Annotated in this window: 25 protein-coding genes; 4 read left to right on the top strand and 21 right to left on the bottom strand. The window is 29.0% G+C overall.

Annotated features, from left to right (window positions below; translation table 11 throughout):
* Positions 1 to 163: 163 nt before the first annotated feature.
* Together JK634_RS18690 and JK634_RS18695 are read right to left on the bottom strand one after the other, a co-directional pair.
* Positions 164 to 577 carry an EamA family transporter gene (locus JK634_RS18690; protein WP_202769271.1) on the bottom strand — a complete coding sequence of 138 codons (414 nt, stop codon included), beginning with the start codon at positions 575 to 577 and terminating at the stop codon, positions 164 to 166.
* A gap of 79 nt (positions 578 to 656) precedes the next feature.
* Entirely contained in the window at positions 657 to 2,057 is a 1,401-nt protein-coding gene (locus tag JK634_RS18695; protein ID WP_202769272.1) for an MFS transporter, read from the bottom strand.
* A gap of 189 nt (positions 2,058 to 2,246) precedes the next feature.
* Here JK634_RS18695 and JK634_RS18700 point away from each other — a divergent pair, with 189 nt between their 5' ends.
* Positions 2,247 to 3,380 carry an MGDG synthase family glycosyltransferase gene (locus JK634_RS18700; RefSeq protein WP_202769273.1) on the top strand — a complete coding sequence of 378 codons (1,134 nt, stop codon included), beginning with the start codon at positions 2,247 to 2,249 and terminating at the stop codon, positions 3,378 to 3,380.
* A 59-nt stretch (positions 3,381 to 3,439) separates the two neighbouring features.
* Here the strand turns inward: JK634_RS18700 and JK634_RS18705 are convergent, their stop codons facing one another.
* The 7 genes from JK634_RS18705 to JK634_RS18735 form a co-directional block, all read right to left on the bottom strand.
* Entirely contained in the window at positions 3,440 to 4,819 is a 1,380-nt protein-coding gene (locus JK634_RS18705; protein WP_202769274.1) for a sensor histidine kinase, read from the bottom strand.
* 2 nt (positions 4,820 to 4,821) lie between these two features.
* Positions 4,822 to 5,502, bottom strand: a complete 681-nt coding sequence (locus JK634_RS18710; RefSeq protein ID WP_202769275.1) for a response regulator transcription factor — start codon at positions 5,500 to 5,502, stop codon at positions 4,822 to 4,824.
* Positions 5,503 to 5,569: 67 nt separating this feature from the next.
* The gene (locus JK634_RS18715; protein ID WP_202769276.1) at positions 5,570 to 5,971 is read right to left on the bottom strand and encodes a PepSY domain-containing protein; all 402 of its coding nucleotides are present in this window, start codon (positions 5,969 to 5,971) and stop codon (positions 5,570 to 5,572) included.
* A 129-nt stretch (positions 5,972 to 6,100) separates the two neighbouring features.
* The gene (locus JK634_RS18720; protein WP_202769277.1) at positions 6,101 to 6,694 is read right to left on the bottom strand and encodes a class I SAM-dependent methyltransferase; all 594 of its coding nucleotides are present in this window, start codon (positions 6,692 to 6,694) and stop codon (positions 6,101 to 6,103) included.
* A gap of 106 nt (positions 6,695 to 6,800) precedes the next feature.
* Positions 6,801 to 7,214, bottom strand: a complete 414-nt coding sequence (locus JK634_RS18725; RefSeq protein WP_202769278.1) for an Rrf2 family transcriptional regulator — start codon at positions 7,212 to 7,214, stop codon at positions 6,801 to 6,803.
* Positions 7,215 to 7,370: 156 nt separating this feature from the next.
* Complete coding sequence (locus tag JK634_RS18730) at positions 7,371 to 8,309, bottom strand: carbohydrate kinase family protein (protein WP_202769279.1); 939 nt, start codon at positions 8,307 to 8,309, stop codon at positions 7,371 to 7,373.
* Positions 8,302 to 9,741, bottom strand: coding sequence for a glycoside hydrolase family 32 protein (locus JK634_RS18735; RefSeq protein WP_202769280.1), 1,440 nt, complete (start codon positions 9,739 to 9,741; stop codon positions 8,302 to 8,304). Before JK634_RS18735 ends, JK634_RS18730 begins: the two co-directional genes overlap by 8 nt.
* A gap of 37 nt (positions 9,742 to 9,778) precedes the next feature.
* Here JK634_RS18735 and JK634_RS20725 point away from each other — a divergent pair, with 37 nt between their 5' ends.
* Positions 9,779 to 10,006 carry a DUF3888 domain-containing protein gene (locus tag JK634_RS20725; RefSeq protein ID WP_202769378.1) on the top strand — a complete coding sequence of 76 codons (228 nt, stop codon included), beginning with the start codon at positions 9,779 to 9,781 and terminating at the stop codon, positions 10,004 to 10,006.
* A 27-nt stretch (positions 10,007 to 10,033) separates the two neighbouring features.
* On the opposite strand, the gene JK634_RS18745 is transcribed toward JK634_RS20725, so the two are convergent.
* The gene (locus tag JK634_RS18745) at positions 10,034 to 10,537 is read right to left on the bottom strand and encodes a hypothetical protein (protein WP_202769281.1); all 504 of its coding nucleotides are present in this window, start codon (positions 10,535 to 10,537) and stop codon (positions 10,034 to 10,036) included.
* Positions 10,538 to 10,726: 189 nt separating this feature from the next.
* Here JK634_RS18745 and JK634_RS18750 point away from each other — a divergent pair, with 189 nt between their 5' ends.
* Positions 10,727 to 12,424 (top strand): methyl-accepting chemotaxis protein, encoded by a 1,698-nt coding sequence (locus JK634_RS18750; protein ID WP_202769282.1) that lies wholly within the window; start codon positions 10,727 to 10,729, stop codon positions 12,422 to 12,424.
* Between the two features lie 127 nt (positions 12,425 to 12,551).
* Here the strand turns inward: JK634_RS18750 and JK634_RS18755 are convergent, their stop codons facing one another.
* The 3 genes from JK634_RS18755 to lgt form a co-directional block, all read right to left on the bottom strand.
* Entirely contained in the window at positions 12,552 to 12,851 is a 300-nt protein-coding gene (locus JK634_RS18755) for a hypothetical protein (protein ID WP_202769283.1), read from the bottom strand.
* Positions 12,852 to 13,380: 529 nt separating this feature from the next.
* Positions 13,381 to 14,436 carry a YncE family protein gene (locus JK634_RS18760; RefSeq protein ID WP_202769284.1) on the bottom strand — a complete coding sequence of 352 codons (1,056 nt, stop codon included), beginning with the start codon at positions 14,434 to 14,436 and terminating at the stop codon, positions 13,381 to 13,383.
* Between the two features lie 177 nt (positions 14,437 to 14,613).
* Positions 14,614 to 15,444 carry a prolipoprotein diacylglyceryl transferase gene (lgt, locus tag JK634_RS18765; protein ID WP_202769285.1) on the bottom strand — a complete coding sequence of 277 codons (831 nt, stop codon included), beginning with the start codon at positions 15,442 to 15,444 and terminating at the stop codon, positions 14,614 to 14,616.
* A gap of 203 nt (positions 15,445 to 15,647) precedes the next feature.
* On the opposite strand from lgt, the gene JK634_RS18770 reads away from it, so the two are divergent.
* Positions 15,648 to 17,441, top strand: coding sequence for an urease accessory protein UreH domain-containing protein (locus tag JK634_RS18770; protein WP_202769286.1), 1,794 nt, complete (start codon positions 15,648 to 15,650; stop codon positions 17,439 to 17,441).
* 217 nt (positions 17,442 to 17,658) lie between these two features.
* Here the strand turns inward: JK634_RS18770 and JK634_RS18775 are convergent, their stop codons facing one another.
* The 8 genes from JK634_RS18775 to JK634_RS18810 all read right to left on the bottom strand — a co-directional run bounded on the left by JK634_RS18775 (position 17,659) and on the right by JK634_RS18810 (position 25,407).
* Positions 17,659 to 18,345: a response regulator transcription factor gene (locus tag JK634_RS18775; RefSeq protein WP_202769287.1), complete on the bottom strand. Its 687-nt coding sequence runs from the start codon at positions 18,343 to 18,345 to the stop codon at positions 17,659 to 17,661.
* An 80-nt stretch (positions 18,346 to 18,425) separates the two neighbouring features.
* The gene (locus JK634_RS18780) at positions 18,426 to 18,581 is read right to left on the bottom strand and encodes a hypothetical protein (RefSeq protein ID WP_202769288.1); all 156 of its coding nucleotides are present in this window, start codon (positions 18,579 to 18,581) and stop codon (positions 18,426 to 18,428) included.
* 214 nt (positions 18,582 to 18,795) lie between these two features.
* Positions 18,796 to 18,921, bottom strand: coding sequence for a FeoB-associated Cys-rich membrane protein (locus JK634_RS18785; RefSeq protein WP_202769289.1), 126 nt, complete (start codon positions 18,919 to 18,921; stop codon positions 18,796 to 18,798).
* 153 nt (positions 18,922 to 19,074) lie between these two features.
* Complete coding sequence (locus JK634_RS18790; RefSeq protein ID WP_202769290.1) at positions 19,075 to 19,230, bottom strand: hypothetical protein; 156 nt, start codon at positions 19,228 to 19,230, stop codon at positions 19,075 to 19,077.
* An 88-nt stretch (positions 19,231 to 19,318) separates the two neighbouring features.
* Entirely contained in the window at positions 19,319 to 21,145 is a 1,827-nt protein-coding gene (glmS, locus tag JK634_RS18795) for a glutamine--fructose-6-phosphate transaminase (isomerizing) (RefSeq protein WP_202769291.1), read from the bottom strand.
* Positions 21,146 to 21,746: 601 nt separating this feature from the next.
* Positions 21,747 to 22,907: a mannitol-1-phosphate 5-dehydrogenase gene (locus tag JK634_RS18800; protein ID WP_202769292.1), complete on the bottom strand. Its 1,161-nt coding sequence runs from the start codon at positions 22,905 to 22,907 to the stop codon at positions 21,747 to 21,749.
* A 1-nt stretch (position 22,908) separates the two neighbouring features.
* Positions 22,909 to 23,352, bottom strand: coding sequence for a PTS mannitol transporter subunit IIA (locus JK634_RS18805; protein ID WP_202769293.1), 444 nt, complete (start codon positions 23,350 to 23,352; stop codon positions 22,909 to 22,911).
* On the bottom strand, positions 23,353 to 25,407 hold the full coding sequence (locus tag JK634_RS18810; RefSeq protein WP_202769294.1) for a BglG family transcription antiterminator: 2,055 nt from the start codon (positions 25,405 to 25,407) through the stop codon (positions 23,353 to 23,355).
* Positions 25,408 to 25,428 lie beyond the last annotated feature (21 nt).

Below are 25,428 nucleotides of genomic sequence, written 5' to 3' on the forward strand. Positions count from 1 at the left end.
TTGAATTTGGCTGCGAACCTTAATTCTATTTTAACAAAAGGAGGTTTTTTTGCCTTCTCACCGCTAAAGCTTTTCCGAACACACTTGCATAGCAAGTGGTTTTAATTAGGACAATAAAAGCACCTAGACAATAAAGTCTAAGTGCTCAAATTTTAATAGTAACTTAAAATAGCATTACAAATATTCCTGCAGTTATTAGTAAACTTGCAATTACTGTTTTTACCGTAAATTGCTCTCCTAAGATTATAAAAGATAAAATCAATGTAAGTACAATACTAGATTTATCAATAAGTGCAACTTGCGATACTTTTCCTATAGATATTGCCTTATAATAAAATACCCACGATAATCCTGTAGCTAATCCTGATAAAATTAGAAAAATCCAATTTTTCTTAGATAAACTTCCCAGTCCATTTTGCGATCCCGTTGCAAATACTATCCCCCATGCTAAAACTATAATTACAACAGTTCTAATTGCTGTTGCTAAATTTGAATCAACACCTTTTATACCTACTTTTGCAAGAATTGAAGTTAATGCTGCAAATACTGCTGATAATATGGCAAATAGTTCCCACATCTTTTTCCTCACCCCTATCCCATTTTTGGTTTTTATAAAGATTACACTAACTTTTCATTTTTTCTTTTTTATATGTATTTCAATCTAATATATCCGCTCGTTTCTTTAAAATAGATTTAACCTCCATTATATCCCGCTCATTAGTTTTGGACATTTTTATATATAATAAAGATGATGGAATTAAAAACAATTGAAAGATTATTAATGTAATTATATAATTAGTCGGCTCTCCAGTTTGTGATGAAATAATAGCTAACATAACACCTACTCCAGTATTACCAATTGTTCTGCCAAATCCATTAGCTAAATTAGCTATGCTAAATGCTGCCCCTCTATATTCAGGAAGATTTACATCTGTTATTATGGCAAGCCAGTTTGGTGTATTAGCTGATTGTGCTGCACTTGCTAGAAATGATAAAACAAATATTACTGCTATCCATGGATTAATAAATATTTGCTTTATCAAATCCTCCAATATCAATACCGGATCAGTTGTATTATGAAGCACTAAATTTTTCATTGGAATTAAAAACATTACAATATATAGTGGCATCATCAAAAATACAAAGCGAGCTGTTAATAAAGCTCTTCCTCTACTTTTTTTCCTCTGAGCCAAATCTCCTAGATATCCAAAATAAGTTGAAGTAAGACCACCTATTTGAAACAATGCAAAAAGATATCCAGATGCTATAATTGCTGTTTGAATAGAATACCCCTGATGTAATATCTTTGAAATATATAGCGTTGGTAGCCATATTAAGGTACCCGTTGTTATGTTCATAAAAAATGCTTGTACAAGCAATAACATATTACTTTTATGTGAGGCAATAGTCTTAAGATTCTCAAATTTAATACTGTAATTGTATCCCTGGCCTTTTTGAATAAGTTCTTGTAACTCTGGTTCAGCTTCCCCAAGACTTGGTTCTCTTACAAAAACATATAAAATCACTAGAAATAGTCCTATAATACTTACTATTTCAAAAGGTTTTCTCCAATTTGATGAAGCAGCAACTAATGATGCCATTACTGCACCCAAAATTCCACCAAACCCTTGAGACATTCCCCAAAGGCTTAACATCATTCCACGAAATTTATAAGGAATATAATCAGTTAAAACACTGAACCCGATTGAAGCTATACACCCTAAGCCAATTCCAGTAAAAACTTGGTATATAAATAATTCAAAATAACTATTGGCACGAGATGTTAAAAATACTGAAACAACCCAGAAAATAGTTCCTATAATAATAAGTATTTTTCTATTATATTTACCTGCAAGATACCCCCAATAGATAGATGAAATTGCTGTTACTAATATATTTACTCCAGATACAATTCCAAGTGAAGATACCTGTATATTTAAATCCTTTGCTATAGATGAAAATAAGGGAGGAAATAATCCAATTATTATGTTGTCAAATGCAGCTAATGCCACAAACACAAATATAGTATAAATCACTTTAATATCTTTTGATTTCAAAAGTTCACTAACTCCTTTTAATAATAAATTCTAGCATATTTAATTCTCTGTTAATTATTGTACTACATAGCACCTATAGTAATATTTATATTTTTTATATTTAATGTAATTTTAATTTAGCTTTAACCTTTTTTTAAATTTTAATAGCTAAGATACAATTAAATATTTAAAAGCGAAAGGATTACATATATGATTAAAAATATACTTATTCTCTCATCAGATTTTACTGGACATGGACACAAAAGTATTACTGAATCCTTATGTGAGCAACTTGATAAAAATAAGGACATTAAAACTCATATTGTTGATGGGTTTACACTAGGTGGAAATATACTTGTAAATGTAGGTAAGGCCTACGGCCCAATTACTCGAAAGTCCGAAGCATTGTGGGAACTAATTTGGGATATATCCTCAAGTAAGCCCTCACTAATTAATGAAATAATTGAATTGAAAATAAAAGAAAATTTTATAAGCTTAATAAAGGAACTTAATCCTGATTTAATATTAACGTTACATCCAAACTTTAACGGCTCAATTTTAAATATATTAGAAAAAAATAATATAAAAATACCTGTGATTACACTTATTGCTGATTTAATAAGCATATCTCCCTTATGGGCAGATCCTAGGGCAAGCTATGTTATAAGTCCAACCATTGAGGCTAAAGATAAGTGTATTAATTATGGCGTCTCTGGTGAAAATATAAAAATTTTCGGATTTCCAGTGCGTTCAAGATTTTATAATAATGTACTACCTTATAAGGAAGATATAAATCTTGGAACAGATTCTCCATTAAATTGCTTAATAATGAGTGGTGGAGAAGGCTCTGGTAACATGAAGAAAATAGCTGAAACTCTACTTGATAATTTTAATTGTACTGTGAAAATAATAGCAGGCAGAAATAAAGCATTAAAAAATAAACTAGAAACTTCTTTATGTTCTAAATATGGAAATAGAGCTGAAATATATGGATTTACAAAAGATATACATAACTTAATGCAAACCTCTGATATTGCCTTTATTAGAGCTAGTCCTAATGTTATGATGGAAGCAATTGCATGTAACGTTCCATTTATATTAACTGGAGCTCTGCCTGGTCAAGAAAAGGACAACCCAGTATTTGCTGAAAAATATAATCTTGGAGTTGTATGTACTGATATACATAAAATAAAGAATCTTATTAGTGACTTAATAGCAAATAATGCTGAAAAACTAATTAGCATTAGAACTTCTCAAAGAATTTTCAATAATCCTCATATTGCAGAAAACATTGTGGATTTTATTTCAAGTATAGATAATCATATAGATAAAGTCGCACTTTAAATTTTTGTGAAAAAGCTAATTATATATTTTTATGGAATATATAATTAGCTTTATTAATTTTACACTTTAAATCTTACAGATATACTTGTTCCTTTTCCGTCTTCGCTTTCTACCTCTATATCTCCTTTATGCATTTCTACAATCCATTTTGCAATTGATAAACCTAATCCAGTTCCACCTTTATCCTTTGACCTTGATTTATCTACTGTATAAAATCTATTAAATATATTTTCAAATTCTTCTTTTGGTATTCCTATACCACTATCACTTACAGTTATCTTTACAGTTCCCTCTTCTAGCTTTGAACTAATATCAATCTTTCCCTGTTTAGGTGTAAATTTAATACTATTATCAATAAAAATTCTTAACATCTGCTTTATCATTTTATAATCTGCTAATATCTTCACTTCATCATTGCTTTTGCTTTCTATTATATTATCCTCAGCTATTAATTTACTTTCCTCAACTACTTCATTTATTAACTCATTAAGAGGAAATTCTTTTTTTTCTATCTTTTGATTGCCACTATCACCTCTAGCTAAGAATAAAAGTTTTTCAACTAATGCTACCATATTATCTGTCTCAAACCTTATAGCATAAATTGATTTTTCTAGTGCCTCTCTATCATCCTTTCCCCATCTATGTAATAAATTTGCATATCCTTGAATTACTGCAATAGGTGTTCTTAACTCATGAGAAGCATCTGATACAAATTGAGTTTGTTTATTAAATGATTCTTGAAGTCTATCTATCATATTATTAAATGTATCTCCAAGTCTCTTAAGCTCATCTTCTGGTCCCTTTACATCAATACGTTCTTTTAAGTTATTAATGCTTATATTGTCCGCAGCTTTAGTAATGTCATCAATTGGCTTTAGCATCCTTTTGCTTAACACATAGCCTAATATAATTGATGCAATCATACCTATAAAATCAGCTACTGCCATAAATATAAATAAAATCTTCAAAAAGTCATACTCATTATCCATGTCCTTAACAATTTGTACATAGACAACTCCATAGGTCTTATTATCAAGCTTAACATTCTCATATAATAAACGCCTATCACCTTCTTCAACCTTCATTATTTTATCATTCATAGCTCTCTCTTTATCTCTAATTCTAAACTTAAACTTATCTGTTGAATTTATTATAGTGCCATTTTCTTGTATTATCCTTATGTGAATATCTTGTTTAGAAGGGACATCTGATAAAATATCTTTATCAGATAAGTCCACAGCTTGATTTTGATCTGATACTTTATTTAAAACTATAGTTTTAACATCTTCAACTTCTTTATTACCTTGATTATATACATAGTATTTTACTCCGTACAAAATTGCTGCATTTAAAATCAATAAAATTAGCGAGAACATAAGTGCATATATAAGTGTTAATTTAACTGAAATCTTTGCATTTCTAAAGATTTTTATTTTCATGATTAATCACCCTTAATAACATATCCTACCCCTCTAATGGTAGTTATTAGTTTAGCTTCAAAACCGTCATCAATTTTACTTCTTAAATATCTAATAAACACATCTACTACGTTAGTATCCCCTATGTAGTCATATCCCCAAACTTTTTGAATTAACTGTTCTCTAGTAAGCACAACATTCTTATTAACTAATAGCATTTCAAGAAGATCATATTCTTTTTTAGTAAGTTCAATTTCTTTTTCAGCTCTTCTAACTTGATGGGTTCTATTATCCATAACAACATCCTTAAGTTTAATCATACTATCTTTATGCTCTAAAGACTTTCCTCTTTCATAAACTCTTATTCTTGCTAAAAGTTCCTCAATGGCAAATGGCTTTGTAAGATAATCATTAGCTCCTACATCCAATCCTATTACTTTATCTGATACATCACTTTTTGCTGTAAGCATTATAATAGGAATTGTTGAAAATTCTCTTATCCTCCTGCAAACCTCAATCCCATTAATTATAGGAATCATTACATCTAAAAGAATTAAATCATATTGGTTTTCTTGAGCTTTTTCTAACCCTTCTCGGCCATCATACACTACCTCTACCTTATATCCTTCATGTCTTAATTCCATTTCAACAAACATAGCCATCTGCTTTTCATCTTCAACTAATAAAATTTTAAACTCTCTCATAAATTTACCTCCATAAGAAAATAGTGAGCAGATAGCTCACCGTTTAATTATACTATATACCACTTTTTCAACCTTTGCCATGTTTCTCTCTTTCTACTCTGTGGTTATTTTCTCCTCTATCATTTCCTCTTCTATCATGTCCTTGTAATATTACACCATATTCAGAATCTAACTTAACTTCTTTAAGTGTACTATCTTTGTCTTTAATACTAAACTTATATTCAAATACTGCATCTCTAAAATTTAATTCCTTATCTACTTTTATAACCTCGCCTGGCACCTTACCTAACGCAATTTTTTCAAGCTGAGCCTCTGAGTATTTTATGTTTCCGTTTGCTTTAGAATAGACAAAACCCACTACTGACCCTGCAATAATTACAACTCCTACTATGGTCACTGAAGAAATAATAATTATCTTCTTCTTGTACTTTTTACAAAAATCCTTAATTTTAATTAGAATATCTTTCATTATCCACTACCTCCGTATCTTTTAATCATGCTCCTTATTACTATAGTTATATTAATTTAACTGAATTAAAAAATACTAAAGATGAGATTAAAATCAGATTAAAACTTTATGTGATTATCTGAAGCGATCTTACTTTTTTACAATAAAGATATAGTGTAAGTCATCTGGAAATACTTTTTGTGTTATCTTAAAACCAGCATCAATTAGTTCTTTCTCCATATCTAATGAAGAGATTCTTGGAGGCATTGGTTTACCAGCAATATGACTTTCTTTTTTTTCAATTTCAAAACATAAGAATTGTCCACCATCCTTAAGTACGCGCTTAATTTCATTCAGAGTTTTAGATAATGGATTAACTTCATGTAAAACTAATGAGGCAAGAGCAATATCAATGGAGTCATCTGTCAGCGGGATATTATCCAGTCTTCCTTCTATTAATTTTATATTTGTAATATTCTTATCCTTTGACTTAGTATCTATTACCTCTAATATTTTAGGATCCATATCTAGAGCATAAACTAAGCCATCAACCATTTGAGCTGATGGAATTGATAGGTACCCAGTTCCTTCTCCTAGATCTAAGATGTTATCATTTTTCTTAATATCTAACATCTGTAATATTTCTTCTGGAGGGAAGTTTTTCATTCTTTCAACTCCATCTAACGCTTCTATTTTCCTTTGTAAATTACCTATTCCTTTTGAATTATGCTCATGTGTATTCATTCTTCATTCTCCTTTAACTATTTTATTTTAAACTCATACATTAAAGACATTTTATGTCTGTGATTGGAATATAAAAAGCCTTATATATGGCTTATTATATAAATAATTACTCCCTACATTCTTTCTTACATACAGATTCTTGCACTACTTCGTATAATTTTTTATTCTGAAGATAAGTCTCCAAAACTTCTTCAGCTTCTGCCATTACTTTATCAATTCGGCACTCACCTTCTTCGTGAAATTCACAATTAAATAATGCTCCAGTTCCTTCTGTAGCTTTTATAACATCCATAAATGAAATGTCTTCTTTCTTTTTACGCAAAACATACCCACCATTAACGCCTGAAGTTGATTGTATTAAATTGGCTTTTACTAGCTGGGTTAAAATTTTTGAAAGATATGGCGCTGATATATTAAAGTGCTTTGCTAGTGTTTGTAAGTTTAAATTATCAGTTTTATCATGCATCATCATATACGCAAGAGTATGTAGTGCATAGTTTGTAGCTTTTGTGTATTTCATACTAATCACATCCTTAAAAGGTATTACAGAGTTTATTTGTCTTTAATTATATTTGTATTAGTTTCCTTTGTCAATCCATAAAAAGTGGCAAAATAATTAACTAGTCTTGCCACTCTTTTCATCAACAATTAAATCCTTTTTTAATTTTATAGTTACTTAATCCATCTCACTTAATGTCGGCATTGATGCTATTGCCCCGTAATTTGTGCACGTAATTGCTCCAACTTTATTGGCAAAAGCAACTATATCTTTCCATTCTTCAAATTCTATATTTTGTTTATCTTCAATCTCTGCAACTTTTTTTAATACAGCTCCTACAAATGAATCTCCAGCACCTGTTGAATCCACTTGTTTAATTTTAATAGATGGAATTATTGCATTTTCACCATTAACACTTAAATACGTTCCTTTTGCACCTAGCGTAATAGTTACAACTTTAGCACCTAGCTCATGTAATTTATTAACACCCGATTCTATATCTTTTTCTTGTGTTAATAAAAATAATTCTTCATCACTTAACTTAGTGAAATCACTTTCTTTTAAAAATTTAATGCTATCTTCAACAAACAAATCTAATTTATCTGGCGTTATTAATGCATCTCTATAGTTTGGATCAAATGATACATAAACATTATTGGCTTTAGCATGATTTAATAATTTGAAATATGTCTTCTTTAATTCACCTTCTAAAAATCCTGTAGCTGAACCAAAATGAATGATATCTGAATTTGTTATCTTTGATAGATCAACATTATCAAATGAATATTCTCCATCACTCCCCCTTAAGAAATCAAAGTTCCGTTCTCCATCTTCATCAATTCCAACTAAAGCTATTGTGGTGCTACCTTTTTCTACAGTCATTTCAGTATTTATATCTAAGTCCTGCAAAAGTTCAATTAAATATTTTCCGAAGAAGTCATTACCCACTTGCCCTAAGAAATAAGAGTTACCTCCTAGCTTACAAATGCTTGCTGCCACATTTGCTGGCGCACCTCCAGCTTTCTTTTCAAATTTCTCTCCATTTTTCAAACCTTTATTATCTACACATACCATATCAATTAAAAGTTCTCCGATACAAAAAACATTATTACTCATATTTTATACTCCTTAAATTCCATGTGCATATTTCATTTATTTTTATGATATTATCATTTTTAATTTGAATTTCTAATGCTTCCGTCTTAGCAAAGTACATTAATGTAGTTACTTCTAATCCATTTTGATAGTATATTTCAATAATTGAATTATCAATAAACATATGTAACTTTAATTCGTTCTCAACTTTCAACTTAAACTTTCTTATTCCTTTTCCACCTAAGTACATATTATTCCTATCAAGCGTACACACCTGTGCTTCTTTATCATAAGACATTAATATATATTCATCATTAAACTTAAAGCTCACTTCAGTAAAATTACCTTCACTCATATCTAAATTTAATATTACTTCTACGCATCTCGAATCCAAATTTAATTTATAGGTATCACATATTAAGTTCTTTTCATTTATTACTTGAGACTGTCTTAAATTCTCTACTTCCTTTAGTGGTTTCTGATATAAAACATTATTTCTATACTCTATAACTCTAGGCATAGTTAATGCGTACATCCATCCATACTCAGCAGTAGGATATTCCAATTCTTTATCTGGTAACCCGATCCAGCCAATCATTATATTTTCATTATCATGTTTAAACACTTGTGGCGCATAAAAATCGAAACCCATATCTAATTCTTTAAATTCACAATGTTCCTTTAATTCAAGTTCTTTTAAATCTAACTTTCCAATTACGTAGCCTGATTGAAATATATTTTGATATTTAAATTCCTCACTTTGTATTCCTTGTGGAGAAAAGATGAATGCATATTTATTTTCGCTTACCTTAACCAAGTTAGGACATTCCCACATGTATCCAAACGAATTCATGTTAGTTTTCAATTCACCAAGAAATGCCCATTTCATAGCATCTTCTGAACTATAAATCAAAACTTTTCCTTCTAAATCATTAGTTTGAACACCTAAAATCATATAATAATATTCATCCTCCATAAAAATATATGGATCTCTAAAATGTGCTGTATAACCTTCTGGTTGTTTTTCAATAATTACACCTTTCTTTTCGATAGTTCCATCTTTATGGTAGGTAGCTACACATTGATAAGATTCTCTTTCATTATTTGAACCTTTCACGTTTCCTGTATAATATAGTTTCAATTCATCATCTTTAACCAATCCACAACCTGAGTAACAACCATCTTTATCAAACCAATCTTCAGGCCTTAAAATAAGTTTAGGCTTTGTATAATTAACAAAATCAGTTGTTGTAATTAATCCCCAATGCTTTGTTTTATGCTCACATCCAAATGGATTCCATTGATAAAATATATGAAACTTATTATTATAATAACTTAATCCATTGGGATCATTAATTAAACCAAATGGCATTTCAATATGGAACTTATTTCTCCAAATATGCTTTTCTTTATTGCTATAACAATTATTCACTTTAATATTATTCTCATGCATAAATACACTTCTTTCTGATACTAATGTTAATTAAAAGATTAAATTATCAGTAACTCAACCAGATCCTGAGCTTTTCACTTTTATTATTACTGTTCAAGTTGTTACATTTGTTGGACCTCATAACCCTCCATATGGTATAGAAACAATCACAATTGGAGCTAGCCCATATGGAACTAGAGTTATAGATTTTAAACATGAGGATGAAAAATTACCTACTCACTTAAAAGTACACATCTCCAATATTTTGATTTGCTTAAATTGTTAATAGGTTTCAAGTATTTCTATCCTTCTTTTATATATTATTTATAATATTTATAACTTTATCTGGTGATTTTATAGGACCTCTAGAGGAATCAACATACTTCTCTTCAGTTCCATATTGGAAATAGTCGGTATTGGGGTTGTTTTTAATATCTAAACTAAAAAACAGTTTATAATATTTTATTGGTGAAAAGCCATTTGAATTTTTTATATCCATTTTTTGTTCTTCATTGTATATGAACTCTACTCCCAAATACTTCTTATTATCATTGACCGTTTTGTCGATATCAACACCGTCTTTTGCTACAGATATACTCTCCTTATCAATTCTATCATTAGTTAAATTAACTATTTTTTCAAAATTTGAATCACTAGATAGAATTTCTTTCTTATTTCCATCCTTATAGACTAGTATCTTATCAGGATTACCAATTATTTTATCTGATATTTTTTTATTATTCGTATTACTACATCCTATTAATACGAATAACATTATACTTAATACAGTACCTATAGAAAGAATAACCTTTCTCACATCCTCACCCCACTTTATTGCAATTAAACTAATTACTTACATATTCATTGTAACATTTATTTATCTTAAATAAAAAATAGATCGCTCATCCCAATATATACTTCCTCTATTGCCTACATAAGTTCTTCATAATTAATTTCTATAATAACTAATATTAACCGAAAAAATATTAGTTATGGGGGTCAAAACATGAATAGTATACGCAAAAAATTTTTATCTGCATTTGGAATTATTGTATTTCTAATGTTCTTATTAGGTATAGTAAGCCTATTCGAAATAAATAAAATAAATACAAATGCACAAGAAATGTATCATGATCAACTAAAAGGAATAAGTTACATTAAGGATGCTCAATATTATCTTTCCAATGTTCAACGTGCTGAAGATAATGTATTATTAGCATCAACAATCGATGAGAAAAAAGAACACTCAATGCATTTAGAAGAATATTATTCTACTGGCATTATAGGTAATTTAAATAACTTTAAAGAAATGGCACTTGAAGATGATAGAAAGAACCTTGATAAACTTATAGATGAAATCAATACTGTAAAGAAAAATCAATTAATAATAATTGATAAGAGTATGAATTTTAAAACTGATGAAGCAACCTCCCTTTCAAAAGATAATGTTAAAAATTTTCAAAATATCGAAAAAGAAATTGACAGTATCTCTACAAATAAATTAAATGAAGCTGAACAAAAATATAATGACAATATGCTTATATATAACAAAATTATAACGATAGTAATTATCTTCACGATATCATCACTAATTTTTAGTATAATTCTTGCTTTAATTATTTCTTCTTCTATAGTTAATCCTCTAAGACAAAGTATAAATTTTGCAAAAGATTTAGCTAACGGAAATCTAACAACTAGCCTCAATTTAAAAGTTAAGAATGAAATAGGTGTATTAATTGATGCTCTAAATAACACAAGAGATAAACTAAAAAATATAACATCAAACATAAAGTTATCTTCAAATGAGGTATCATTAGTTAGTGAACAACTTTCTGCTTCAATGCAAAGCACCAATGTAACTACTACAGAAATAGTTGAAAAAATGTCAAACAACAATAATAATCTACAGCAAATAGTTTCTTCTGTAGAGCAAGCTAATGTAAGTTTAAAAAATATTTCTGCAAGTTCTAAAGTCGTATCTTCTCTTGCTCAAAATGCAGAAAATGATGCATACGCTTTTCGAGACTATGCGTTAATAGGTAGAAAGTCTGTTGATACAACATTCGCAGCAATATCAGATATAGAGAATTCAACTACGGAAGTTAGATTTAGTATTGATGAACTAAATATCCTTTCAGTGAACATAGGTGAAATAACTTCTACAATTACTGATATAGCAAATCAGACAAATATGCTAGCCTTAAATGCTGCTATTGAATCTGCAAGAGCAGGTGAATATGGGAAAGGTTTTTCTGTTGTAGCTGATGAAGTTAAAAAATTAGCTGAAGAAAGTGCTTCTGCTGCAAATAATATAGAAAAAATGGTTTCAGATATTATACATAAGACCAATACTGTAGTTAAGAGTATTTCAACTACAGAAGTAAAGGTCAAAGAAGGTACCTCTGTTGCACTGGATACTAAACATCAAATTGAATTAATAATAAATAATATGAACTTACTAACACAAAAAATCCAAGATATATCATTACAAGCAAATAAACAAGCTGAGCAAACTAACAATATCTCAAGTAATATGGTCAGTATTGTAGATAATACCCAAAAGCTTTCTTCTACTTCACAAGAAATAAATAGTGATATTGAAGAACAAATGGCAATGATTGAAGAAATCTCATCTACATCTGAAAACCTCTCATCAATGACTGAAAACTTAAATTCAATGGTATCTTATTTTAAAGTGAAGTAATACTAGTTTAAGTATTAAAATCTCTTATTACTAAGTTCATACATTATATTTTGTGAATAAAAGATAACAGAGTAATATGATTAATCATATTACTCTGTTATCTTCAGTTCCTATATTAGATTCTATTCTACAATTCATTAAATTCAGTTACTTCACTATTAACATCAGTTTTCTTTTTACTATCACAACAATTCTTTTTATTTCCACCTATCATCATAGGAATCATGAAAATCATCATTATAGGGCACAAGAACGGTACTATACCCGATAAAAATAATCCCTCACTCGGACTAAACTTAGTTATTAGTGGTAAAGAAAGAATTACTATTATAGGTAATCCACAGCATAGAACCATATGAAGCATATGCTTTAATGGATTATGATTATGACCTGAATGTTTTTCTTTTCCATCATTGTGGCAATTCATAATATATACCTCCATGTTACTTTCATTTAAATTTTTGATTTTACTATAATAATATTCTATCTTGTAATTATAAAGATATTATGAAGAATCCAATACTATATTTATCATTTTTTTATAATGTTTAATTATAATTCTATTCAATGCTATAAGTGTCAATTTCTTCATATTCCCTTTATGTATATATAATATTATATATACATAAAGTTATTATTCACTCAATATAAATAACTTTATACTTTATTCTCACTTATACGCATTTTTAAAAGAAACTTAGAATTTACCTCTAAGTTTCTTTTTATTTCCTTAATTTTAATCCATAATATTTTAACTTATTGTAAACACGTATTTTCTTTACATTTTCTTTATATTTTTAGGTTATTATAACTACGTAGGATAATTAAGCACCTTTTATTAATTACTCTTATGAATATAAATAAAAAATATAAATCCAAAAGAACATTAAAAAAGCTTGTGATTTAAAATCCAAGCTTTTTTAATTATTTATCTTTCAATCGTAAAAATTATAAGTTTATTCTTTAATACTTATACCGTTAGGTTCTCCATCAACAGTTATAGTTTGAATTACTTTATTAGTTGAATAATCAATAATGCTTACTGTTGATTCATACATATTTGTAACATATACGAATTTATTATCTGGACTTACTAAAACACCATGTGATCCTTTTCCAGTTTGTATTGTAGCAGCAACTTTTTTTGCTGCTAAATCTATTTTAGTAACTGAATTCGATGGAGCTTCTTCAGTACCTTGATTAGCCACAAAAACAAATTTGTCATCTGCTGATAGGTATAGTTGTGCAGGTCCTACGCCTACTGGCACTTTTTCAACTTTATCTGTTGATAAATCAATTATTCCAATTGCATTTTCTCCATTAATAGTTACAACTAATGTTTTGCCATCCTTTGTAACTCCAGTTGTCACTGGGGTACTTCCAACCTTTATCTTTCTAATTTCTTTATTATTATTAATATCAACTATACTAACTGTATCTTCTCCCATGTTAGCTATATATGCAAATTGACTATCGCTTGATATTCTAAATCCATGTGGACCTTTCCCTACTGCAACATTCTTAATAAGGCTATAATTTTTTGAATCAAGTATAGAAACATTATTGTCTTCATTGTTAGTTACTAATACTTTTTTACCATCATTAGTAAAAACTACATGAGCTGGATGCTTACCTACTTCTACTTTTTTAATAAGCTTTCCTGTCTCAGTTTCATAAAAAATCGCATATCCATTTTCACTCATTGAACCCTGATCTGTTTGCCCTTTTTCCATTTTAGCTGAAGATGTATAACCTACAACACTTCCATCAGGTGAAACTTGAATATTATGTGGTGCACCTGGATCTTTTACAGATTCAGTAATTTTATATGTAGATAAATCTATCTCAGAAATACTTCCACTTTCATTTGCAGTATATAAATATGAGACCTTATTCTTCTCATTCTTATTTGTTGATTCATTATTATTTTCATTAGTCTTATTACATGCTGTAAGGATTAAACTTATTATAATGAATACGCCTATTATTTTAGTATACTTTAGTTTAAACATAGATTATCTTCCTTTCTCAACTTGTATAATTTATTTATGCTTAATTATTTTATACTAGTTAGTACTAAAATATCCTTTCATGTATTTACATAAAAACTATTAGATAAATATTAAAGAGTATTGCTATTTATATAACAATACTCTTCAACATTTCTGAATAAAACATCAATATTCGATTTATCCTTGAACTATATAATAGATTAAACTTGATACGGTTACCAACACTACATAAATTAGAATAAACATATATATTGACGTTTTAGTACCTTCTGATTCGTTAATTCTATACTTTTCATTTTTTCTTAGATATAAATATGCTATTATTCCAATAATAATTAACAAAAGACTTAAGAGATGTGATATAGAAAAGGCTCCATAAATTATTGGATTATTCCTAAATAATTCTACAATTCCTCTAATTACTGCAAATCCAATAATGTAATTTATAAGTATTTGGCCTTGATATTTTTGTTTTTCACTCTTTCTCCATAAAAATACAAATAGTAAATAATCTAAAACAAACTCATACATCTGAGTGGGATGAAGAATGCTACCATCTATATTAATTCCCCACGGCATAACTTTCGTCATTACCTTCCCAAATACATCACATCCAACTCTTCCTATACCCTGAGCAAGGGCAACTGCAACAACTAAGATATCCGCTAGCTTTAAAAATGATACTCTAGTCTTAACTGAATAAATGTATCCAACTATTAATGCTACTGCTATACCTCCATGAACAGATAATCCACCTTCATCTATACTAAATATTTCTGATGGATTGGCAATATAATATGTAGGATTATAAAAAATTATATAAAATAATCTAGCTCCAACTATACCACTTATAACTACACAAATTACTGCATTTAATATTGTATCCTCATTAACCCCTTTTCTTTTACCCATCCAGGAAGAAAAAAATATCCCTGAAATTATTCCTACTGCAATCATTAATCCAAAGAAATAAATGTGAATAGGTCCTATACTAAATAATTCTTTCATTATTATTCTCCTTACATTTAATATTCTCTATGATAATACTTTCATATGTAGGTTTTATGAAGAGATATTTACCATAATTTATAATTTGCATTACTTTCTTATCTTCATATCATAAACACATTTATTTTATATACTTTACCCATCTATTTAACGATTAAGTTTTAATTGTTTTGTATATCTATGAAATACATAGGAGGAAAAATATGAGTATCAGACATGAAGAAATTAAAGTTTATGATATGACATGTACATCTTGTGAAAAAAAGGTTGAAAAAGAAATTAAAAAGTTAGATGGGGTAATATACACGGAGGTTAGTTTTATCAATGAGTTCGCTATTATAGAATATGATGATGATCTTTGCAACTTGGATTTAATTAAAGCTTCGATTACTTCAGCAGGTTATAGTACTAAAAAATCTAAAAATTTAAAATTACTAGGTCTAATTATAATTGCTGCCATTGTAATTTTACTTGGTTTCAATACTAGTGGGTTCGATATGGAAGGTAAACTTGAAAATGCATCCTACGCAGCTCTTTTTATAGTTGGTATTCTATCCTCAATTCATTGCGTTGGAATGTGCGGAGGTATTATGCTTTCTCAAAACACTATAGATATAAATACAAATAAAAGCAGATTAAAATCTTTAAGGCCTTCCATTTTGTATAATGTTGGTAGAGTTGCTTCTTATACCTTGTTAGGTGGTATTTTCGGTGCTATGGGATCAATACTTTCATTTTCAATTACTACTAAAGCTATAATAGAAGTAATTGCAGGTATATTTATGATAATGATGGGCTTTAATATATCAGGTTTTAAGTTATTTAGATGGTTCAATATTAAAATCCCAAGTTTATCATGTAAAAGTAAAAACAAATTTAGGTCACCTTTCATAATTGGATTTTTAAATGGACTCATGCCTTGTGGTCCACTTCAAACAATGCAACTTTTTGCACTAGGTACTGGTAATGCCCTTAAGGGAGCTTTATCAATGTTTGTTTTTTCAATTGGGACAGTTCCTTTAATGCTTTTATTCGGAGCACTTTCTAGTCTACTAACTAAGGGACTTAGCAAAAAATTAATTAAGTTTAGTGGTATCTTGATAATAGTCTTAGGACTTGTAATGGGAAATAGAGGTCTTACCTTAGCAGGGCTAAGTATTAATCCAATAACTATACTTACTAATGGAACTACTGCTTTCTCTGATAAAAGTTCAAGTAATTCTTCTAATCCAAATGTATATAAAGCTACATTAAAAAACGGAATGCAAGTAATAAATATGAGTGTTGGAAATCGTGGTTATACTCCGAATATATTTTATATTCAAAAAAACATACCTGTTAAATGGATTGTTGATGCAAAACTTGTTACTTCCTGCAATAGTACTATAGTAGCTAGATCTTTAGATTTACAAAAAAAATTAGTAAATGGTGAAAACATAATTGAATTTACACCTAGCAATAAAGATATTAGTTTTAGTTGCTGGATGGGAATGCTAGGCGGAGTAATCAAAGTTGTAGATAAATTAGATACACTTGATTTATCAAAAGTTGATTCAGCGACTTCTCCTGCTGCTAGTTCTGATTTTGCACCTTCGAAACAATATTCATTTAATGGTACAGATATAACAAATGTTCCTACTGGAACAATAATTCAAAAATCTACTTCAATCGGAATTGGTCAAACTGCTAAGTTTAAAGGCACAGGAAATTCTTTAGAACCACTAGTAGTGGTAACTGGAAACAGCTCTAGTACTAAACTTACATTTGATTTAAATGCTTTTGATAATGCGGAAGGAGAATATAAAATCTTAGATATCTTAACTAAAGAAGAAATTATCTCTTTTACAGGGAAAAAGGGTATAAACGAAGTTACTTTTAACCCGAAAAAATCCGGAAGTTTTGAAATTATGAAGGGTGCTTTTATTCTAGGAGTGATTGAAGTTGTAGATGATATAAATTCTGTAAATCCAGAGGTAATACGCGCAGAATATTTTTAGTTTCCTTTAATATTACCTAGTAAGAGAAGGCTTAATACAATAAGCCTTTTCTTTTTAGGTATTTATGGACACAATATATCCCATTAAGATAATTTAATATTTATTATAAGTATTAAAAAAGAGCTTTGATATTCTTTAAATTATCAAAGCTCTTCTTTGTATATTACAATAACTATCAATTAACTTATAATTTTATTGAATACTAAATAGTTACATTTTAACCTTCCACACCAAATTTATAACCAACTTTTACTACAGTAATAATATATTTAGGATTTTTAGTATCCTCTTCTATCTTTTTGCGTATATTTTTAATATGTACATCTATTGTTCTATCATATCCTTCAAAATCTATTCCGCCTATCTTCTCTATTAGCTGATCTCTATTTAAGACCTTTCCTTTATTAATTGCAAGCGCATATAATATATCAAATTCATTAGGCGTAAATGAAACTTCTTCGCCATATAACTTAACAGATCTTTTATCATAATCTATAACTAGCTTTCCATCATCAAAACACACATTCTCACGTTCTTCCTCTGCAAGCAATCTTCGAAATAATGCGTTAACTCTTGCGGTTAATTCTCTAGGACTGAATGGCTTTACTAAATATTCGTCAGCGCCAATATTTAATCCTTCAACCTTTTGGTTTATCTCTCCCTTTGCAGTAAGCATAAATACATGCACATCAGATGTTTGGCGAATAATTTTACACACTTCTTCTCCATTAATATCTGGTAACATTAAATCAAGTATTATAAGCTTAAATTCCATCGTTTCAAACATTTCGATACCTTTTAAGCCCTTAGTCGTACAGTAGACCTTATATCCAGCTTTCTCTAAATAAGCTTTTAGTACCTCTGATACTTTTTCTTCATCTTCTATTATTAAAATCTGTTGCAACTTTCGTTAACCTCCAAATAAATAAAAGATAAGAGAAGTCTAAACTTCTCTTTAGTTTTAATAACACTTATGCTCTTCCCTTAAGCTGCCTTACTTCTCTTTTCGATCTCAATTGTTCTATAAATATCTTCTATTGCTGATATTTCATTATTATATTTCTCAATTATTTTTCTTGTATACTCATTACTATAAACTTCTCTGTATTTTTTGCTTATTAGATATTTTAGTAAATTCATTTAATTCACCTCAAAAAAATATTTTTTACTATGATAAAATAATACAAAAAAGTTGTGTAGCAATTATGAAGAATTTAAAGAACTTTTAATTAAAATAACTTGAAAAATTTGAACATAAAAAAGCTAGAGTCATATACAATAAACATTGTAACTCTAGCTTTCACTTATATCTGTTAACTTAAAAATAGTAACTGGATTAGTTCTTATTACATTACTATTTTTTCATCACTTTTGATTCTTTACATCCACCACAACCGCAAGATTTCTTTTTAAACTTATTATATATTGTAAAGATTGCAAAAGTTAAGATTCCTACTGTAATTAATATTTGAATAACCATTTATATCATCCCTTCTCTATTTTTATGTTTATATCCTATATTACTATAGTTTTATGAAGAAAAAATGAAGGTGTTAACTTCTGCATATTTTGAAATGTTACTAAAAAACCACACATCCCCAACCTCTTGAGAATGTGTGGTCTAATTTTATCTCTAATTTACTAACTTTTCAAGATCAGCTATTATCACATTAACTTTTTCAAGCTTTCCTTTAGCATAATCTTTCTCTCTTAGCCATTCGATACCCATTTCTAAGCATCTTTTTTCTTCTTTGTACTCAGCTAATAATTTTACTAATTCATTATTCATAAACTCACCCCATATGAATATTTAACCCTTGAATTAACTTACCATAATTTACTCGATAAAAATTATAGTTTCTTGTGTTTAGCTAATATTATTCAACTGTTACTGATTTTGCTAAGTTTCTTGGCTTATCAACATCGCAGCCTTTTCTTACTGCTGTATAGTAAGCTAATATTTGAAGTGGAACTACTGAATATACTGGTGCAAGTATTGGCATAACTCTTGGGATATAAACTGTTTCATCTACAGTCTTCTCAATGTCTGGATGTCCTTCCATTGCTATTCCTAATACATTTGCTCCTCTAGTTTTAACTTCTCTTATATTACTTACCATCTTATCAAATATATCTTCTTGAGTTGCAAGAGCTATAACTGTGATTCCTTCTTCAATTAAAGCTATAGTTCCGTGCTTTAACTCTCCACCTGGATAAGCTTCTGAGTGGATATATGATATTTCTTTTAGTTTTAATGATCCTTCTAATGCTACTGCATAATCTAGACCTCTTCCTAAATAGTAAACATCCTTTTCTTTATATACTTTATCAACGAATGTCTTTATCTTTTCGATATCGCTTAATATTTCAGCAACACCTTCTGAAAGATCAAGTAATCCGTCTTTTATTTTGTTAATTTCAGTTTCTCTTATAGTATTCTTAACTTCAGCCATATATAAAGCTATTATATATAATGCTATTAGCATAGTTATATATGCTTTTGTTGATGCAACTGCGATTTCTGGACCAGCCCATGTATAGAATACATCATCAGCTTCTCTTGAAATTGAGCTACCTACAACATTAGTTATAGCTATTATTCTAGCTCCCTTATCCTTAGCTAGTCTTAATGCTGCTAAAGTATCAGCTGTTTCTCCTGATTGGCTTATGCAGATCATTAATGTTTTATCAGTTATAAGTGGATTTCTGTATCTGAATTCAGATGCATAATCTATTTCTACTGGTATCTTAGCTAATCTTTCAATTACATATTTTCCAACAACACCTGAGTGATATGCTGTACCACATGCAATTATATAAACCTTGTCAAATCCTTCGATTTGCTCTTTAGTTAAGTGAATACCATCAATTTTAATCTTTTCACCTTTAACTATTCTTGAAGTTAAAGTATCTTTTATAGCTTTTGGTTGTTCATATATTTCCTTTAACATGAAGTGTTCATATCCGCCTTTTTCAGCAGCATCTATATCCCATGTTACATGGAAAATTTGTTTATCAACCTTATTTTTATTTTCATCATAAATTGTTATTCCGTCATTAGTCATAACAACAAATTCTTTATCTTCTAATAAATAAACGTCTCTTGTTTGACCTAATACAGCAGGAATATCTGAAGCTATAAAGCTTTCATTTTCTCCAACACCTATAACAAGTGGACTGTCTTTTCTTACAGCAACAATTTTACCTGGATCTTTTTCTGATATTACGCCTAATGCATAACTACCTTCCATCTTCTTAGTTGCTTTCATAACAGCATCTTCAAGATTTCCTTCAAAATAGTAATCTACTAAATGAGGTATAACTTCTGTATCTGTCTCTGATACAAATTTATATCCTTTAGCCATTAACATTTCTCTTAAAACTATATAGTTCTCAATTATACCATTGTGAACTACTGCTATGCTTTCATCTTCATTACAATGAGGATGTGAGTTTACATCTGAAGGTTCTCCATGAGTTGCCCATCTTGTATGACCTATTCCTATACTGCTTGCAAAGTCACTACTTTGAACTCTTTCCTTAAGGTTTGATAGTCTACCTCTGCATTTTTCTACCTTGATATCATCATTCTCTAAAACAGCTATTCCTGATGAATCATAACCTCTGTACTCAAGTTTACCTAACCCCTCAATTAAAATCGGAGTTGCTTTCTTTGGTCCTAAATATCCTACTATTCCACACATAAATAATTCTTCCTTTCATACTAACTATTTTTAACCATAATTATATGAAATATTCTATAGGTGGAAGGCTTTTTAGTAGATGAACCACTACATAAAACCTAAAAACCTCTCCGAAAATTTTATTTTTTCAGCAAGTTACCATATTAAGTTTTTTGTGCGGCTCTTCTCAGAGTTTTATTATTTAAAAAGCTTATACTTTAAAAAGACAAAACTCTGGGAAGCTTTAAACCCTCTGTTTAAAACCTCCTAGTACCTAGCTGAATTTGTTCTAAGAATTACTTCTTAGGTTTGCCAGCTTTTAACGGTAGTACTTATACCGTGGGGCACCCGCTGAATTTTCGATACTCCCCAACCTCGTCAAGTTAAATACTTAAATACCGATCTCATGTATTTAACCTCTAGCGCTTAAATATTAAATTATTAACTAACTTCCCTCCTTCTTTTTCTATTTTTCTATAATTATGGTTTTTGTTCAAGCCTCCACAATTCAATATATTATACTATATAATATTTCATGTCAAACTATTTGTTACTTTATTAACTTTTAAATAATAATAGGGTTAAAAATCCTATTATGGATTCTTAACCCTAGTTATAAACTCTATTTTGTAAATGAAGTTTTTACTTCTTCATATTTACTTACTATAGCATCTACTAATGGGCTATCTATATCTAAGCTTGTTATATCTGCAACTGCTTTTTTAATTCCATTAGCTTTAATATTTGATTGTACTTCTTGAGATTTTTCATCTTCAGCATAATCAAATAGTAAACCTGCAGCTATACCTGTTAATATGTTTTCTCTTTCGATATTAAGCTCATAGCAAAGTCTTAATGGAGTTATTAATCTATCATTTCCAGATAACTTTCTTATTGGGTCACGTCCAACACGGAAAACTTCATCTTTTAGATATGTGTTTTCAAATCTACCTATTAACTTTTTAGAATAAGCAGTTAAAGCTTCAATATCTATTTTGTGTTTTTCACTTAAAGCTTTTACAGCTTCAGCATGGAACCCAACTATAACGTTCTTAATTGCTTCATCTTGAATTGCTTCATGGATGTATTTGTATCCTTTTAGGTCTCCTAAATAAGCAGTTGTTGCATGTGCCCCATTTAAAAGGAATAACTTTCTTTCAAGGTATGGTCCTAGATTATCTACATATTCAGCACCATTAACATTTCCATTTACTTTAACCTTATTCTTTTCTATATCCCATTCATAGAAATCTTCAACAGCAACGTCTATTGGAAGTTCTTTTTCAATATCTACATTAGGTACAATTCTATCAACTGCACTATTAGGGAATCCAACATATTTGTCTAGGTTTGCTTTAAGTTCGTCACTAGCACCTTCTAATATTCCATCTTTTAGAATATCTGTAGCCATTAATGCATTTTCACATGCAATAATATCTAATTCTTTTTTATTAGTTTCAAATCTCTTTTCTAAAAGTGTCTTTAGTAATCCACCAGTGCTCTTTAAATTGTTCGCACCTATAGAAGTAGTTATTAAATCTGCTTCTTTAACTACCGCTTCAAGACCAGCCATCTCATGTAAATGTACAGCTTTTACGCCTTCTATTTTTTCTTTATTTTCAGAAGTACTTAATGTTATTACTGTGTATTTTTTGTATTCATTAATTGCATTTACTAAAAAATCTGATATATCTACAAAAGTTACTTCGTAGCCTGATTTTGATAATAAATAACCAATAAAGCCTCTTCCAATATTTCCAGCTCCAAAATGAACAGCTTTCATACTACATTTCACCTTCTTCTTCTATGATTCTCATTATTTCAGCTTCAGTTTTTGCATCAATTAACTTTTGAACATTTTCTTCATATTGTACAGTTAATGCAATTTGAGAAAGGAAAGCCATATGATCGTCTCCTTTTCCTGCTATACCTATAACTATATATGCGATGTTTCCTTCACCAAAGTCAACTCCATCAGGATATTGTAATATAACTATACCTGAATCTAATATTTGTTTTTTGTATTCATTCATTCCATGTGGAATTGCTACTCCATTTCCCATGTATGTTGTAACTTCATTTTCTCTAGCTTTCATGCCTTCGATATAATTTTCATTAACATATCCTCTTGAAACTAGTAACCTTCCTGCTCTTTCTATAGCCTCAAATTTAGATTCTGAAGAGAGATTAAGCATAATATTTTCTTCAACTAAAACACCCTTATTCATTCAATTGTCCTCCTCTTTATTTACAATATTAATTAAATTATTTCTAATATCAGTTATACTACCTATTTTTAATGTTTCAACAAATTCTTTTTGCTCTATTAATGAAACACTAATTTTTCCTAAAAGTTGTAAGATGTAATTACTTTCATTCTGCCTTGCAAGTAAGACCAAAAAAGTTCCTACTTCTTCTGTTGAAAAGCCTATACTAGACATACGAATTGGCTCCTCAACTCTGTATACCCCTACAAAAGGAGTAACCATTTCATCACATCTTGTATGGATTAAAGCTATCCCGCTTCCTGGAACAACTACGTTACCTTTTTCTTCTCTTTTAAGTATACCATTTATAATTGCATTTTTATCAGTAGTTAAATCAATTTCATATATATCTTCTACAATAAAATTTATCAAATCTGCAAAAGAATCAACTTTTGTTTTTTTCAATTGAAAATTCTTAAGAATTGTATTGGCCAATTCATATTCAGAATTTGTAACCTCATCATCATCTAAAGAACTTGGTAATTGCACAAGTTTAACTTGATTATCAAGCTTGAAATCAAAAATAAAACTATTAACCTTCTCTATGTTTTCTTTTGTCATAAAAGGTGATACCACAATTACTCTATTCTTTATGCTAAAATTAATTGGAACGGTAGATAAAATCAAGTCAAAGCTTTCCTCTTCAAGTCTTCTACTAACATCATTTATAGCTGTAATAGCCAAAGTTCCTATATCCGGGAAAAGCGCTTGTATTTTATTACATAAGATTCTAGCTGTTGCAATCCCTCCAGGACATACTACCATAGTTTTTATTTTTCTTAAAAATGCCTGCTGCCTTTGCAATGCTACGTCTATATGCATTGTTATATAGCCAACTTCTTCTAAAGGTATTTTCAAATTATATCTAGAAAATATCAATTTACATTTATTATTGATAACCTTAAATAAATCTGTATAATGTTCCTTTATTTCACTTATAAGTGGATTTATAACAACTAGTCCCAAGTTTAACATATAAAACGTCTGTTTTAAATGTTGTGACAGATCTCTTATTAATTGGATATCATTCATTAAATCTACTTGTATTTTTTTTGATACCTCTGTCACTAATTCTAAAGCTAAATCCTCATAATTTATATCTGATTGCGTGAAATTTCCATTACTATTTAGGAAATAATTATATTCACTTAAATACAATGATAAATAAACTAACTCATCCTCAGGTAAGTTAATATTATTATCAATTAAAGTTTCATTTATGTTTTTTAATTTTTCATATACGTCTAAAGATTGTATTTCTTTTTTTATCTTTTCTGGTAATTCTATATTATCGCCATTTTCAGTCTTCTTAATTGATAAAAGAATTTGAATAAAAAGACTAAAATATTTTACATCATTAACCTTAATATAGCTGAATTTTGATTCTTGAAATGTTTCTCTAACTAAATTTATTATTTTTGTTCCAAAAATAATCTCAAAAAATGCTTTTACTGTTTGGTCTACTTTTTCTTCATATAGTATTGGTAATAGATCTTCATATGGCTTAAGCTCAAATAGAAGTTCTACTAGCGCAATTCTTTTATTCCATTCTGACCCTTCAATACTAATACCATGACTTCTTTTTCTAATTAAGCATAAATTTTTAGTAAGTACCATATTTTCGATACTATCTAGGTCAAGACTAATGCTGCCCATAACTACATTAAATTTATGACTAAAATATGAAGCCTTAATTGGTTCTTTAGTTACAAGCAATTCACAGGCAATTATTATTTGCCTTTGTTCTTTATTAAATAACCACTGCATAGGAACTTGATTTAAAGATTCTTTTATTTCCTCAATCTTATCCTTGTTACCTGACAAAGATAAATTCATATCCTCATCATTAAAAATATTTACGCTATATTTCTTTAAACTTTTGTTTATTGAAGAAATTTCTCTTAATATAGTTCTTGTGCTTATATTTAATTGTTTATGAAGGCCCTTTATATTAAAGGGGCCTTCATTTAAAACTTTATTCAATATAAATTGCTGTCTAGGGGTGAAATTATTCATTTATACTCACCTAGCCTATAA

The organism is Clostridium paridis (genome assembly GCF_016765615.1).
GTDB classification, from domain to species: domain Bacteria; phylum Bacillota; class Clostridia; order Clostridiales; family Clostridiaceae; genus Clostridium_T; species Clostridium_T paridis.